We start from the raw sequence: 14,947 nt of genomic DNA, 5'->3' as shown, positions 1-14,947 counted from the left end.
CCCGCCCCAAAGACATCGCCGCGTACTTCGACACCCTCGCAAAGGGCCTGTGACAGGACCGGATCACCAGCCCGATCCCCTTCCCCTACGCCCTCAGCAAGCACGAGAAGAGGAACTGATGACTCGTCGCCCACCCCTTCCCCCGTTCACCCGTGAGACGGCCATAGAGAAGGTCCGGCTGGCGGAGGACGGCTGGAACACCAGGGACCCCGAACGGGTGGCTCTGGCCTATACGCAGGATTCACGCTGGCGGAACCGGGCCGAGTTCGCCACCGGGCGCGACGAAATCGTGGCCCTCCTGCGACGGAAGTGGGCCAGGGAACTCGACTACCGGCTGGTCAAGGAACTGTGGGCCTTCACCGACAACCGGATTGCGGTTCGGTTCGCCTACGAGTGGCGTGACGACGCCGGCAACTGGTTCCGCTCGTACGGAAACGAGAACTGGGAGTTCGACGAGGACGGCCTCATGCGAACCAGACACGCCAGCATCAACGATTTACCGATCCGGGAGTCGGAGCGGAAGTTCCACTGGCCCCAAGGACGCCGCCCCGACGACCACCCGAGCCTGAGCGAACTCGGCCTCTGAAGATCCGCCCACTTGGCGTTGAGCGAGAGCTCGCCAACTCCGGTGAAGCACCGCCCACAAGCCTGAGCGGTCACACGCGTGTGGCTGGGTGCTTCAGTTGGCCTGTCCGGCCAACTGAAGCACCTAAAGGGTTCGTTCGGCGCCGTTCAGCTTGGCGCCTTCCTCAGCCCCGTTCTCGCTCCACGGGAAGCCACAGCTCGGCGTCGGCTTCGGTCTTGTCCGGTGACAGGCGGGTGCGCAGGATCTCGGGGCCTGGACGGCTGCGGTACGGGTTGGACGGGAACCATTGCGTGAACACGTCCCGCCACAGCTCCTGGATGGCCTGCGGCGCCGGCCCGGAGGTGGTGAAGACCGCCCAGATCCCGGCCGGGACAGGCAGGACGGTCGTGCCTTCCGGAGCGGATGCCGACGTGATCACCCCGTGGTAGTAGTCGAGTTCGGTCCCTTCGGCACGGCTGGGGTCCAGGTCGTCGCAGACCGATACGATGCCCTGCGGCTCCTGGTCCGACAGCTTCTCCAGGCGCTCCGAGGCCTGCGGTTCGATCCCGCGAACGAAGTCGATGATCGCCTGGTTCGGCCCCGCGTGCACCAGTGGCACCCTGGCCTTGAGGCCGACGACGGTGAAGGCCGGCTTGTCCACTACGCGATAGCGCATGCTACTGCTCCCCTCGACGGTGAGACGGAAGGCCAACCGGGGCTGGGAGACGAGCGCGGTGCCGCTGCGCCGGGCCTCGCCCGGCCCGACACCGTGCATGGCGCGAAACGCCCGGGCGAAGGTCTCGCCCGAGCCGTAGCCGTAGCGCACCGCGATCTCCAACAACGACTCGCGCCGGGCAAGTACTTCGGCACCCGCGACGGTGAGCCGACGGCGCCGGATGTACTCCGACAGCGGCATCCCCGCGAGCGCGGAGAACATCCGGCGCAGGTGGTACTCCGAGGTGGCCGCCATGCGGGCCAAGTCGGCCACGTCGATGGGCTGGTCGAGGTGGCGATCGATGTGCTCCATGGTCTGGTTGAGCCGCTCCAGCACGCCCGGTCTCCTTCCTCTTTACGATCACCACGCTAGGCAGCACCCATCCTGACGGACCCGACATCCTGTGCCCGATCAGGTCGGGTGCAGCATGAAATCCATAACGACGTCGTCTCGAAGGACTCTCATTCGCTTCATCGCAGGGTGAGCGGAGTCTCGGAGTCGACGCGGGACAGCTTCTCCGGGTTGCGGACGAAGTAGAGGCCCGTGATGCGAGCGTCCTCGACCCGGATCGCGATGATGCCGTCGATCTCGCCGTTCAGGTGTACGAGGAGTGCGGGGTTGCCGTTGACCACGGTGGGGTCGAGGGTGAGCGAGATTCCGGGCTTGCCGGTTCCGCCGACGATGAGGCGGGCCACCTTGTCGGCGCCGATGATCGGCCGCAGCGCAGCGTGCTTGACGCCGCCGCCGTCGCCCATGTAGACGACCTCGGGGGCGAGCACGTCGAGGAGCCCCTGAAGGTCCCCGGTTTCGAGCGCGCGCTGGAACGACTCCAAGGCCGCCCGGGTCTCTCCCGGGGAGACCACCTTGCGAGGGCGGCGGGCGTCGACGTGCCGGCGGGCGCGGTGGGCGATCTGGCGGACGGCCGAGGGGCTCTTGTCGACGGCGGCCGCGATCTCCTCGTAGCCGACATCGAAGGCCTCGCGCAGCACGAACACGGCGCGCTCCGTCGGTGACAGCGTCTCCAGGACGAGCATCATCGCCATCGACACACTCTCGGCGAGCTCCACGTCCTCGGCCACGTCCGGCGCGGTGAGCAGCGGCTCGGGCAGCCAGGGCCCGACGTACGCCTCCTTGCGGCGCGTCATGGTGCGCAACCGGTTGAGGGCCTGCCGGGTCGTGATCCGGACCAGGTAGGCGCGGTGGTCGCGCACCTGCTCCAGGTCGACCTTGACCCATCGCAGCCAGGTTTCCTGGAGGACGTCTTCGGCGTCGGCGACCGAGCCGAGCATTTCGTACGCGACGGTGAAGAGCAGGTTGCGGTGGGCGACGAACGTCTCGGTCGCCGGGTCGGCGGCGTTGTCGCTCATCTCTCGCCCCCTCTCCTTCGCGGCCGGCCCAGGGTGCCCAAGGCCTTTAAGCGTGCATCCACAACAAGGTCCTTTCCGTTGGCAGCCGTTCGATCTTGCCCCACCTGTCCGTTGCGATCGAGAGTGGGACACCACGAGTGCTTGCCTAGGCTGCCCGTTCAGCGGTGGCCGGCACCTCGCCGCGCTCGGCCTGCAGCAACTGCCGGCGCTTGGCACCTCCTGACACGAGGTGCAGCCTGTACGAACCCGGCTTGCCTGCCTCGTCGGCCAGGTGCGTGGTGATGCCCTTGCACACGAACTCCTTGATCCTGGCCCCCAGGCGGCCGTCGATGTGGAACCACACCGCGACGTCGTACCGGTGGGCGAACTGGAAGATGCCGGCGCGTCGGCCCAGGCTGACGCACTGGCCCGCGAACGTCTGGTTGAGGGTCGCGGGCTGCTCACCCGCGATACGGCTGAGCACTGTGTCGGCGGCCCGCGCGCCCAGCGGTATCGCTGCCTGGCAGCTCATCCGCAGCGGCAGGCCTGACGGCGCCGCCGAGTCCCCGGCCGCAACGATGCGCGCGTCGTCCGTGCTGGTCAGGGTCTCGTCCGTGAGCAGACGGCCCAGGGCGTCGGTGCTCAGCCCGCTGCGCACAGCCAGGTCCGGCACGCCGAATCCGGCGGTCCAGATGGTCACCTGGCTCGGCAGCTCGCGGCCGTCAGCGAGCCGCACGGCATCGCGGGTCACCGCCGTCACCTTCGTCTCGGGGCCGTCGAGCACGGTCACACCGAGCTTGGCCAGCCGCCCGGCCACCGAGCGTCGGCCCCGAGGGTGCAGGTACGGGCCGAGCACCCCTCCGCAGACCAGGGTCACGGCGCGGCCGGCCTCCGCCAGCTCGGCGGCGGTCTCGATGCCGGTCGGACCGGCTCCAACGACTGTCACCGCGGCCGTCGCGGGGGCTGCGTCGAGGACCGGCCGCAGCCGCCCCGCCTCCTCGAAGGTGGCAATCGGGTAGGCGAACTCGGCCGCCCCGGGCACCCCCGGGTCGGCGCTGCCACTGCCCACCGCGTACACCAGGTAGTCGTAGCCGACCGTCCCTCCGTCCGCCAACGTCACACTGCGCCCGGCCGCGTCGATCCGTGCCACGGTGTCGACCACCAGGCGGACGCGCTCGCCCAGGACCTCCCGGTAGTCGACGACCGCGCCGTGGGACCCGCCCACCAGTTGGTGCAGGCGGACCCGATGAACGAAGGTCGGGCGCGGGTTGATCAGCGTCACCGTCACGTCCTCGCGCTGCGTCAGTCGGTTGGCCGCCATGACGCCGGCGTACCCGCCGCCGATCACGACCACATCGGTGTTCTCAGCCATGGTGTCTCCTCCGCTTCAAGGGGTTCGGACACAAGACACCGGCTCATCGACCGCTGTGACAGCGTGTGATGCAGGTCACTTCCCCGGGCGTGACCGCCTGGACGGCGAGACCATCGGCCTGGGTGACGGCGGTCATTCCGCCGCGAGACCGGAAAGCCGCGGGGACGTCCCAGGACCCTTGCTGGGGAAGTCCCCGCGGCTTCGACGCCGTCGGCATCGGCATCGGCATCGGCTCAGAGCAGCTTGTCCTTGGCCTTGTAGTAGGCGCCGCCGAACGGCAGGAACCAGGGGGTGCCGTTGTAGAAGGGGACGGGCACCTTCGGGAAGCCGAAGCCGCGCAGCGGGTTGGCCTCCGGCCTGCCGTCCATCATCTCGGCGATGGCGCGGCCCATGTACGTGGCCATCTGGACGCCGTGGCCGCAGTAACCCATGGAGTAGTACAGGCCGTTGACGTCACCCGCGTGCGGGATACGGTCCCAGGAGAAGCCGACCATGCCGCCCCAGACGTAGTCGATCCGCGTCCCGGCCAGCTGCGGGAAGATCTCCGTCATCTCCCGCTTGAGGATGTCGCCGCTCTTGATGTCGGAAGCCGGATTTGAGGGGGCGAAGCGGGCCCGGCCGCCGAAGGCGAGGCGGTTGTCGGGGGTGAGGCGGACGTAGTGGCCGACGTTCTTGTGGGCGACCAGCAGGCGGCCGTTGGGGATGAGCTCCTTGGCGCGCTGCTCCCCCAGTGGCTCGGTGACGATGATGAAGCTGCCGACGTTGATCAGCCGCTTGCGGAACCACGGCATCGACTTGTCGGTGTAGGCGTCCGTCGCCGCCATGACCTGCTTGGCACGGATGGTGCCGTTCATGGTCTCCACCAGGAAGCCGCCACCGGGGAGGCGGGTGAGGCCGGTGGCGGCGTTGCGCTCGTGGATCTCGGCGCCGGCACGCTCGGCGGCGTCTGCCAGGCCGCCGACGAACTTGCCCACGTGCAGGCCCGCGCTGAGCGGGTCGAGCAGGGCACCGTGGTAGTAGTCCGTGCCGAGCTCGGCCCGCAGTTCGCTCTTGCTCAGGACGATCGTCTCGTGGCCGAAGTTGTCGGCCAGATCGCGCTGCTTGGCCCGCAGGCCATCGAAGTGCCCGGGCTTGCAGACCGCGCCGAGGCGCCCGGAGCGGTTGAAGTCGCAGTCGATGTTCTCGGTGCGGGTGAGCTCCTCGACGACGTCGACCGCCTCGCGGAAGGAGTCGTACAGTTCGCGGGCCCGCTCCTGCCCGAAACGCTTGCGCGCCTCGGCGGGGCTGATGGTGATGCCCTGGGTGCACATGCTGCCGTTGCGCCCGGAGGCGCCCGAGCCCACCTTGTCCTTCTCCACCAGGACGACCCGGGCGCCCTTACGGGCAGCGTGGTAGGCGGTGGACAGGCCGGTGAGACCGCCGCCGATCACCACCACGTCCGCCTCGTCGGGCAGGTCCTTTCCGGAACGGTCGGGGAAGGCGGGGGCTGTGTCCAGCCAGTAGGGGATCTGCTTCATGGCGTGCGTCCTCTGTGTTCTCGGTCTGTTTCGCCGGTGCGCCGTCGGTCAGCAGCCGAGCAGCTTCGGCAGGCCCGACAGGTCGGGCAGCTCGTCGTACGGCTGGTAGTCGGCGCTGCCGGGGCGTCCGTAGCGGTTGATCCACACCCGGCGCTTCAGGCCGAGGTCGCGGGTCGGGATGTGGTCGTACTCCCAGCCCTGGGCGGTGTGGATGACCTGGGACGGCTCGACGCCCATGGTCTTGAAGGCGTGCTCGAAGGTCTGGCGGTCCGGCTTGTAGGCGCCCGCCTGCTGGGCGGTGATGACGTGGTCGAACTCGACGCCGATGTTCTCGACGTTCCGCGCGATCAGGTTGTCGTCGGTGTTGGAGATGATGGCGATCTCGTACTTGGTCTTCAGGGCGCGCAGCGCGTCCGGGACCTCCGGGAAGGGACCGAAGGTGGGGACGGCCTCGACGAGGGCGTCACCGTCGGAGTCCCGGTACTCCAGGCCGTGCAGGCGCATGGCGTTGCGCAGGCTGGAGTGCAGGATCTCGTGGTACGGACGGTAGGCCTCCAGGACGGCCTGGAAGCGCATGACGCGGAAGTCGTCGAGGAACTCGTCGACGTCCAGGTTGTCCAGGTCCAGCCGGCCGGAGTCGGCAAGGATCTTCAGGGTGGTGGGGCCGAGCTGGAAGTCGACCAGGGTTCCATAGGCGTCGAAGGTGACGATCTCTCGCATGGTGTTCAGCCTCAGTCTCGCGGGTTTCCGGATTTCCAGGGGGCGGGGTGGGGGGCTTCAGACGACGCGTTCGCCGGGGGTGACGATCGCGTCGAGTGCGGCCAGGTCGGCCGGGTCGGGGATCCATTCGGCCGCCGCCGCGTTGGCGGTGACCTGTTCGGGGGTCATGGCGCCGCAGATGACGGAGCCGACGGCGGGGAGCGCGGCCAGTGCGCCCACGGCGACCTCCAGGAGGGTGAGTCCTCGTTCGGCGCCGTAGCCGGAGAGCGCCTCAACCTTGTCGAGGGCCGCGTCGGTGAGCCAGCCCTGCCGCCAGGACAGCCGGCTGCCGGCCGGGGGCTGCTCACCGCGCCGGTACTTTCCGCTGAGCAGGCCGTTGGCCAGCGGGTAGTACGGCAGCAGGCCCACGCCGCTGTGCAGACAGGCCGGGATCAGGTCCCGCTCCACGCCGCGGTCGAGCAGGTGGTAGCGGGCCTGGGTCGACACGAAGGCGCCGGTGAGCTGCTCGGGTGGGAGGTTGGAGCAGCCGATGTGACCGATCTTGCCCTCGTCGACCAGTTCACGGAGCGCGGCGACGGTCTCCTCCAGCGGGGTGACGCCGTCCGGCTCGTGGTACTGGTACAGGTCGATCCGGTCGGTGCCGAGCCGGCGCAGGGACGCCTCGACGGCATACCGGATGTAGGAGCGGGCACCGCGCCGGCCGTGGAGGTCCGCCTCCGGCCCCATCTCCATACCGAACTTGGTCGCCAGGACGACCTCGTCCCGGCGTCCCTTGAGGGCAGCGCCGAGAAGGCGTTCGCCGTCGCCGCGCGAGCCGCCCTGTTCGCCGAAGCCGCCGTACATGTCGGCCGTGTCGAACAGAGTGATCCCGGCGTCGAGGGCCGCGTGGACGACGGCCTTCGTGCCCTCCTCGTCCAGACGGGCGCCGAAGTTGTTGCCGCCGACGCCGACCACGGAGACGGCCGGCCCGCGCTCGCCGAGCGAGCGGTATCTCATGACCGGCTCCCGAATCCGATGCAGACGTTCTTGGTCTGCGTGTAGCTGTCGAGGGCCGCGAGGCCCTTCTCCCGGCCCCAGCCGCTGTGCTTGTAGCCACCGAAGGGGAGTTCGACGCCGGTGCCGACGCCGGTGGCGTTGACGTAGACCTGGCCGGCCCGGATGCCCTCGGCCAGCCGCATCGCTTTGTCGATGTCACGGGTCCAGACGTAGGACGCGAGGCCGTACGGGCTGTCGTTCGCGATGTCCAGGGCCTCGTCGGCGTCGTCGAACTCGATGACGGTGACGACGGGGCCGAAGATCTCCTCGCGGGCGCAGCGGGCGTCGTTGGTCAGGCCGGTGAGGACGGTCGGCTCGACGTAGTAGCCGTCGGCCAGGGCCGGGTCGGACGGCGCACTGCCGCCGGCCAGTGCCACGGCGCCCTCCTCGCGGGCCAGGTCCAGGTAGCCCAGCACCCGGTCGCGCTGCCTGCCGGCGACGAGCGGGCCGATGTCCGGGTCGGTGAGACCCGGGCCGATGCGCAGCGAGGCGGCGTACGCGACCAGCTTGTCAAGGAACTTCTCGGCGCCGCGCTGGAGCAGCAGCCGGGTGCCGGCCGAGCAGGTCTGGCCGGCGTTGCCGAAGGCCGAGGCCGCGACGGCGGTCAGCGCCAGGTCGAAGTCGGCGTCGGCGAAGACGACGACCGGGGATTTGCCGCCCAGCTCGGTGACGGACGGCACCACGTTGGCGGCGGCGGCCTGGGCGACCTTGATGCCGGTCGGCACCGAGCCGGTGAAAGTGACCTGGTCGATGTCCGGGTGCCCGGCGAGGGCCGCGCCGGTCTCGCCGTCACCGGGGACGACGTTGAGAACGCCCGGCGGGAGACCGCACTCCAGGGCGATCCTGCCAATCTCCAGAGGGCTGAGCGGCGCCTCCGGCGACGGCTTGAGCACGACCGTGCACCCTGCCGCCAGCGCCGGGGCGGAGCCCCTCGCGGTGTTCTGCAGCGGGTAGTTGAACGGGATGATCTGGCCGGACACACCGATCGGCTCGCGCACGGTGTAGTCGATCAGGCCGGGCCCGAGAGGGATCGTCGTGCCGCCGAGCTTGTCGGCGACGCCGGCGTAGAACTCGAAGTAGCGGGCGGCGGCCTCGACATCGGCCTTGGCCTGGCGGAGCGGCTTGCCGACGTCCTGGCTCTCCAGGCGGGCCAGCCGCTCGCCCTGGTAGCGGATGGCCTCCGCGATCCGGTAGAGGATGCGGCCCCGGTCGGCGGCCCGCATGCGGGCCCATTCGGGAGAGGTGAGGGCCGAGCGTGCCGCCGCGACCGCCTGGTCCACGTCCGCCTTGCCGGCCAGCGCGACATGGGTGATGACCGTACCGTCGGACGGGTCGAGGACCGTGAAGGAGCGTCCGTCGGCGGCGGGCACCTGCTTGCCGTCGATCAGCAGCTCGGTCAACCGCAGTTCGCCGGTCATGGCCGGATCTCCCCCTGCACCTCGCCGAAGATGACGACTTCGTCGCCGGGGCGGACGGTACGGATCCGGCGGACCCAGAGCACGATGCCGTCCTGCGGGGCGCGGACCTCCTCCAGCGTGTTGCCGTAGTGGTCGACGATGTGGGCGATCAGGTCGCCTTCCTTGCAGGTGTCTCCCGGCTCGGCGTGGCCGACGAAGAAGCCGCCGGCGTCGGAGCGGGCGAAAGTGCCGGAGACAGCGGTGTAGGTGTCCCGCAACTCCGCCGCACCGTCGATCATGCCGAGTTGCCGGAGGATGTTGCGGATGGAGTGCATGTGCAGGGTGACGTTCTCCTCGCGGTAGGTGCCGCCGCCGACCTCGATGGTGATGGCGGGCTTGCCGGCCGCGAGGGTGGGGTGGCGCACCGTGCCGCCCCACTTGCCGCCCTTCCAGACCAGCTCGTGCCCGGCCGCGAGGGCCATGTCCGTCGCCAGTTCCTCGTAGCCGCCCTGAAGGATGACCAGCGGGGCGATCTCACCGAACGTGCCGCCGGTGTGCAGGTCGACCAGGGCGTCGATGGCGGGGACGACCTGTTCGACGAAGGTGGCGGCCAGGCGCAGCGAGTACGAGCCGTCCGCGTCACCGGGGAAGATGCGGTTGAGGTTGAGGTGGTCCAGGCCGCTGGTGCGGGCCGCCGCCTCGAAGGCCGGGGTGTTCATGCAGGGGATGGCGACGAGCGTGCCGCGCAGGGTGGCCGGGTCGATCTCGGCGACCACGCGGCGGACGGCTTCCTGGCCGTCGTACTCGTCGCCGTGCACGCCGGCGTCCACACACAGGACCGGGCCGTCCTGGGCGCCGTTGACGACGATCAGTGGGATGCCGAGTTCCACACCGTAGCTGCTGGTGCCGACCGGGATGAGGCCTTGGGCGCGCTCGCCGGGGGCGACGGTCAGTGGACCGATGGAGTACATGTCGTTTCCTTTCCGAAACATGGATCAGATGCGGGCGGACGCCTCGGCGAGGGTCTCCGCGAGGATGTCGGCGATACGGTCGAGAAGGGCCCGGTCGCTGATCAGCGGGGGCGCGATCTGGACCAGTGGCGCGGACCGGTTGTAGACGCGGGCGAGGAGGCCGGCCTCACGCAGCCGGCGCGGGATCAGGTCGGCGATCAGGTCGGCGCGGGCGGTGTCGCCGAAGCCGCCGTCCTCGTGGTCGCCGACGAGTTCGCAGGCGTAGAAGAACCCGGCGCCCCGGACGTCGCCGACGATCGGCAGGTCCGCGAGGGATGCCATCCGGCCCGCCAGGTGGTCCTGGAGGTCACGGACGTTCTCCAGGATCCGGTCCCGCTCCATGATCTCCAGGTTGCGCAGGGCGATGGCCGCGCTCAGCGGGTGCCCGCCGAAGGTGTAGCCGTGGTTGAGGACCACGCCGGGCCGGTTGATGACCTCGACGACGCCATTGCTGACCAGCGTTGCCCCCATGGGGGCGTAACCGGCGGTGATGCCCTTGGCGACGGTGACCATGTCCGGGCGGGCGCCGTAGCGGTCCCCGCCGAACCACTCCCCGACCCGGCCGAAAGCCGTGATCACCTCGTCGGCGACGAGCAGGAAGCCGTACCGGTCGGCCAGCGCCCGCAGACCCTGCCAGTAACCCTGGGGCGGGGTGATGCAGCCGCCCCGGTTCTGCACCGGCTCGGCGATGAGCATGGCGACGGTCTCCGGGCCCTCGGCCAGGATCGCGTCCTCCAGCTCGGCGAGCAGCCGGGCCGTGTACAGGCCGTCGTCCGCGTATTCCGGTGCGAGACCGAAGCGGTTGGTGTTGGCCACGAACCGGGTGTCGATCGGCGGCGGGCCGTACGGCTCCGTCAGGCCGGGGTCGTCGGTCAGGGACAGGGTGCCGATGGTCAGGCCGTGGTAGGCGCCGCGCCGAGAGATGGCCTTGGTGCGGCCCGGTTCGCCGCGCAGCGCGTGGTAGCGGCGGGCGATCTTCCAGGCGGTCTCGACGGCTTCGGCGCCGCCGCTGGAGAAAAAGGTGTGCTCGATGTCCACGGGGGCGATCCGGGACAGCCGCTCGGCGAGTTCGATCGCCGTCGGGTGCGCGGAGGAGGTCCACAGCGGGCTGTAGCACAGCTCACGCAGTTGCTTCTCCGCCGCCTCGGCGAACTCGGGGCCGTAGGAGTAGCCGAGCTGGCAGCAGTACAGCCCGGACAGGCCGTCGATGTAGCGCCTGCCGTCGGCGTCGTCGACGTACGGGCCCTCGCCCCGCCGGATGACGAGGAGGTTCTCGCCTTCCGGGCCGAGCGAGCCGTTGGGGGTCATGTTGAGCAGCAGGTGTCTGGCCGCGGTGGCGGACAGTTCACCGGCCGGGGTGCGGGTGCTGGTGGTCATGAGGTCTCACTCCCGGTGGACAGGCCCACCGCGGGCTCCGTCGGCAGCAGACCCTCCTGCTTTCCGCCACCGCCGAGTCGGCGCACGGCGGCGACCAGGACGAGGGCCAGGACGGCGATCGCGATGAGCACCGCGCTGATGGCCGTCACGGACGGGTCGACATCGAACTGGAGGACGTTGAATACCTGGACGGGCAGGGTCGTGGTGTCCACCGAGGACAGGAACTGCGAGATGAAGAACTCGTCGAAGCTGGTGATGAAGGAGAAGACCGCGGCGGCGATCATGCCGGGCATCGCCAGGGGGAGCGTGATGCGCCGGGCGACGGTGAGCCGGTTCGCGCCCATGCTGGCCGCCGCGTCCTCCAGCCGTTCGTCGATGCCCTTCAGTGTGGCCATGAGGATCATCACGGCGATCGGTGAGGCGAGCACGGTGTGGCCGAGGGCGATGGCGATCGGACTGCCGAGCATGGCGGCCGGCTCGAAGAGCAGGAACAGGCCGAGGGCGATGACCACTTGGGGGATCACCAGCGGGGCGAGGACCAGTCCGTACACCGCCGAGCGCAGCGGCAGGTTGCTGCGGACCAGTGCCGTGGCCGCCGTGATGCCCAGGAGGAGCGAGAACACGGTGGTCAGTGAGGCGATCAGGGCGCTCAGCGACAGCGCGGCCGGCCACTTGCTGCCGTCGGCGAACAGCACCTTGTACCAGCCCAGCGTCCAGGAGTCCGGCGGGAAGGCGCCGAAGGCGTCCTTGCCGAAGGAGGTGACGACGATGAGGACGATCGGCAGGGCGAGGAACAGCAGGATCACCGTGGAGGCGACGGTCAGGAAGATCCGTCCGGCCAGTGTCGAGCGCAGCGCGATCATGAGATACCTCGGTTCTTCGCGGCTTCGCTCACGGCCTTGATCAGCCGCAGCAGGAGCAGACCTCCGAAGGTGAGGAGCAGCAGGATGATGCCGAGCGCGGCAGCGCCGTTCCACTGGTTCTGCTTCATCACCTGCTCACTGATGAGCGAGGCGACCATGGTCTGCTTCGGACCACCCATGAGGGCGGGGGTCAGGTAGTAGCCGAGGCAGAGGATGAAGCACAGGATGCCCGCGTTGACCAGGCCGGGAGCGACCATCGGGAGGTAGACCCGGCGGAAGATCGTCAGCCTGCCCGCGCCCATGCTGGCCGCGGCGGCCGGCAGCCTGCGGTCGATGCCGCGCATCACCGCGTACAGCAGCAGCACGGTGTAGGGCAGCATCACCGAGGTGGTGCCGATGACCACGCCGAGTTCGTTGTAGAGCATCTGGAACGGAGCACCCGGGACGTCCAGGTCCGTCAGGGCGTTGTTGATGACGCCGTGTTCACCGAGCAGGATGATCCAGCCGTAGGTGCGGACCAGGGCACTGATGAAGTGCGGCACGATGACGATGATCATCACCAGGCCTGCCCACAGCGGCTTGAGCCGGGAGACGGCGGCGGCCAGCAGGAATCCGATGACGAGGCTGAACAGCGAAGTCTCGGCGGAGATCCGCAGGGTGGTGAAAAGGACCTGCAGGTTGGACCCCTGGAGGGCGTTCGCGTACCAGTGCAGAGTCCAGCCGCCGTCCTCGCCCTTGAGGCTGAGGAGCAGGGTGCTGAAGATCGGGTAGACGAACAGCACCAGCAGATAGATGACCACGGGGGCGGCGTTGAGCAGTCCGAAGCGGGTGCGGCGCTCGGACAGCGCACGGCGCAGCCGTCCCTGGGAAGCGGCGGGGGCCTTGGGGCCCGGGGCGGGAGGCGCGGGGGCGAGAACGGATCCGGCCATGTCACCCGCCTCCTTCCACCGCGAACACGCTGACGTCGTCGGGGTGGGCGGTCAGGCTGACCTGTTCGCCGATGACCGGGGCCTGTCCGGCCGGGAGTTCCAGCCGTACCAGGCCGGTGTCGGCGTCGCCCGCGGGGCGGACGGTGACGCGGACGAGGGTGCCGACATAGGTGACCGTCTCGACGGTCCCGGTACAGAACCCGTCGCCCGGCGTGCACAGCCGGAGCCGGCCGGGCTGCACCGCGGCCCGTACCCGTGCTCCCTCCACTCCCGACTGCGGGCGGGCCTTGAGCAGGCCTCCCGTGTCGAGCTTCACGACGGTGCGCTCGGAGGTCTGCTGCTGGACGGTGCCGGGCAGGAAGTTGGCCGCGCCGAGGAAGTCGGCGACGAACGGGGTGCGCGGGCGCTCGAAGAGCTCACGCGGGGTGTCGAACTGGTCGATGCGCCCGTCCCGCATCACCGCGATCCGGTCGGACAGGACCAGCGCCTCCTCCTGATCGTGCGTCACATAGATGACGGTGAGGCCGAGTTCCTGCTGGATACGCTTGATCTCGGTCTGGAGCTGGTCGCGCAGCTTCTTGTCCAGGGCACCGAGCGGCTCGTCCATGAGGATCACCGGCGGCCGGTAGACCAGCGCCCGGCACAGCGCGACACGCTGCTGCTGGCCACCGGACAGCTCACGCGGCCGGCGCCGGGCCATGGCCGAGAGCCCGGCGATCTCCAGGGTCTCCCCCACCCGGCGGCGCAGCTCCGCCTTGGGCACACCCCGCAGCTGGAGCGGGAAGGCGACGTTCTCCCAGACCGTCATGTGCGGGAAGAGCAGGTACTGCTGGAAGACGAAGCCGAGGCCGCGCTTCTGCGGCGCGAGGCGGGTCACGTCACGGCCGCCGACGACGATGCTGCCGGAGTCGGGCTCGCAGAACCCGGCGATCATCATCAGTGTGGTGGTCTTGCCGGAACCGGAGGACCCCAGGAAGGTGACGAACTCGCCGCCCGCGATCTCCATCGAGACCGTGTCGACAGCGGTCACGCCGCTGTACGTCTTGCGCAGGTCCGTGACAGTGAGGGGTTTTCCGGTGCCGGTCCCCGCCGGCGGGGAGACCGCCGGGGACGACTGGTGCGGGGACTTCAGGTGCAGCTCAGGCATTGACCCACTCCTGCCAGCGCTTGGACACGGCCGCCTCGTTCTTGATCCACCACTCGACGTCCAGGTCGAACCCGGACTTCAGGTGCTCGGGTGAGCTGGCCAGGTTCCCGGCGGCGGCCGAGGAGAGCTTCTTGTAGGCGGCGGGCACCACCGGGGCCATCGGATAGACCTCGGCGTAGGCGGCCTGGATGTCGGGACGCAGCGCGAAGTCGACGAGCTGGTAGGCGGCGTCGAGGTTCGCGGTCCCCTTGGGGATGCAGAAGCCGTTGCTCTGCCGGCGGGCACCGTTCCACTGGTAGGCGAGCGGCGAGCCGCCCTTGATCAGGGCGTCGAGACGGCCGTGCCAGACGCTGGTGGCGACGACCTCCTGGCGGCCCAGCAGGACGCCGGGCAGGGCACCGGTGTCCCAGTACTTACGGACGGAACCCCTGATGTTGTCGAGGGACTTGAAGGCGCGCTCCACGTCAAGGGGGTACAGCTTGTCCAGGGGCACGCCGTCGGCCAGGAGGGCGAACTCCAGTTCGGGCAGGTCGGCGTCGCGGGCCTGGAGGGCGCGGCTGCCCTTGAACGTCTTGGTGTCCCAGAAGTCGGCCCAGTTTTCAGGCTTCTTGCCGTCGAAGGCGTCCGTACGGTACGCCATGACGCTGGCCCAGTAGTTCTTGCCGATGCCGTGGGACATCATCAGGGACTCGGCGATGCCCGCGTTCTTGGTGCTCTTCAACCGGTCGTAGTCGAGTGCCTCGGTCGCGTCCTCGTCCTTGAAGCGCACCACGTCGGCCATCGAGGTGTCGATCACGTCGAACTGCGGGCGGCCCTGGTTGATCTGGGCGAGCAACTGGGCGTACGCGATGTTCACCACCTTGATCTGGATGCCCGTCTCCTTGGTGAACGCGTCGTAGACCGCCTTCTGGTTGGCCTCGCCGTACGTGCCACCGCTGTTGCGCACGACCAGCG

Annotated in this window: 14 protein-coding genes; 1 reads left to right on the top strand and 13 read right to left on the bottom strand. The window is 69.5% G+C overall.

The window, feature by feature from the left end:
* The first annotated feature begins 118 nt into the window (after positions 1 to 118).
* Positions 119 to 586: a nuclear transport factor 2 family protein gene (locus KUM49_RS30160; RefSeq protein WP_217240135.1), complete on the top strand. Its 468-nt coding sequence runs from the start codon at positions 119 to 121 to the stop codon at positions 584 to 586.
* Positions 587 to 749: 163 nt separating this feature from the next.
* Here KUM49_RS30160 and KUM49_RS30155 read toward each other — a convergent pair whose 3' ends face one another.
* From KUM49_RS30155 to KUM49_RS30095, 13 genes are all read right to left on the bottom strand, one after another.
* A complete protein-coding gene (locus KUM49_RS30155; RefSeq protein ID WP_217240134.1) occupies positions 750 to 1,616 on the bottom strand; it encodes an AraC family transcriptional regulator in 867 nt (288 codons plus the stop codon).
* 134 nt (positions 1,617 to 1,750) lie between these two features.
* Positions 1,751 to 2,647: an RNA polymerase sigma-70 factor gene (locus KUM49_RS30150; RefSeq protein ID WP_217240133.1), complete on the bottom strand. Its 897-nt coding sequence runs from the start codon at positions 2,645 to 2,647 to the stop codon at positions 1,751 to 1,753.
* A 145-nt stretch (positions 2,648 to 2,792) separates the two neighbouring features.
* The gene (locus KUM49_RS30145; RefSeq protein ID WP_217240132.1) at positions 2,793 to 3,998 is read right to left on the bottom strand and encodes an NAD(P)/FAD-dependent oxidoreductase; all 1,206 of its coding nucleotides are present in this window, start codon (positions 3,996 to 3,998) and stop codon (positions 2,793 to 2,795) included.
* A 233-nt stretch (positions 3,999 to 4,231) separates the two neighbouring features.
* A complete protein-coding gene (locus tag KUM49_RS30140; RefSeq protein ID WP_217240131.1) occupies positions 4,232 to 5,515 on the bottom strand; it encodes an FAD-binding oxidoreductase in 1,284 nt (427 codons plus the stop codon).
* 48 nt (positions 5,516 to 5,563) lie between these two features.
* Positions 5,564 to 6,235: a haloacid dehalogenase type II gene (locus tag KUM49_RS30135; RefSeq protein WP_217240130.1), complete on the bottom strand. Its 672-nt coding sequence runs from the start codon at positions 6,233 to 6,235 to the stop codon at positions 5,564 to 5,566.
* Between the two features lie 57 nt (positions 6,236 to 6,292).
* Positions 6,293 to 7,231, bottom strand: coding sequence for an aldo/keto reductase (locus tag KUM49_RS30130; RefSeq protein WP_217240129.1), 939 nt, complete (start codon positions 7,229 to 7,231; stop codon positions 6,293 to 6,295).
* Positions 7,228 to 8,688, bottom strand: a complete 1,461-nt coding sequence (locus KUM49_RS30125) for an aldehyde dehydrogenase (RefSeq protein ID WP_217240128.1) — start codon at positions 8,686 to 8,688, stop codon at positions 7,228 to 7,230. Before KUM49_RS30125 ends, KUM49_RS30130 begins: the two co-directional genes overlap by 4 nt.
* Positions 8,685 to 9,638, bottom strand: coding sequence for a succinylglutamate desuccinylase/aspartoacylase family protein (locus KUM49_RS30120; protein WP_217240127.1), 954 nt, complete (start codon positions 9,636 to 9,638; stop codon positions 8,685 to 8,687). The genes KUM49_RS30125 and KUM49_RS30120 overlap by 4 nt, the downstream gene beginning before the upstream one ends.
* A gap of 24 nt (positions 9,639 to 9,662) precedes the next feature.
* Entirely contained in the window at positions 9,663 to 11,054 is a 1,392-nt protein-coding gene (locus tag KUM49_RS30115; RefSeq protein ID WP_217240126.1) for an aminotransferase class III-fold pyridoxal phosphate-dependent enzyme, read from the bottom strand.
* Entirely contained in the window at positions 11,051 to 11,917 is an 867-nt protein-coding gene (locus KUM49_RS30110) for an ABC transporter permease (protein ID WP_217240125.1), read from the bottom strand. The genes KUM49_RS30115 and KUM49_RS30110 overlap by 4 nt, the downstream gene beginning before the upstream one ends.
* On the bottom strand, positions 11,914 to 12,846 hold the full coding sequence (locus tag KUM49_RS30105) for an ABC transporter permease (protein WP_217240124.1): 933 nt from the start codon (positions 12,844 to 12,846) through the stop codon (positions 11,914 to 11,916). Before KUM49_RS30105 ends, KUM49_RS30110 begins: the two co-directional genes overlap by 4 nt.
* A gap of 1 nt (position 12,847) precedes the next feature.
* Positions 12,848 to 13,993, bottom strand: coding sequence for an ABC transporter ATP-binding protein (locus KUM49_RS30100; protein WP_217240123.1), 1,146 nt, complete (start codon positions 13,991 to 13,993; stop codon positions 12,848 to 12,850).
* The coding region (locus KUM49_RS30095) for an ABC transporter substrate-binding protein (RefSeq protein WP_308406799.1) at positions 13,986 to 14,947 on the bottom strand (962 nt) is incomplete at its 5' end. The genes KUM49_RS30100 and KUM49_RS30095, both read right to left, overlap by 8 nt.

It is taken from the genome of Streptomyces sp. AC555_RSS877 (genome assembly GCF_019049245.1).
Taxonomy (GTDB): Bacteria; Actinomycetota; Actinomycetes; order Streptomycetales; family Streptomycetaceae; genus Streptomyces.
Note: the sequence above shows the minus strand (reverse complement) of the source record. Positions and strands in the feature narration are given on the sequence as shown.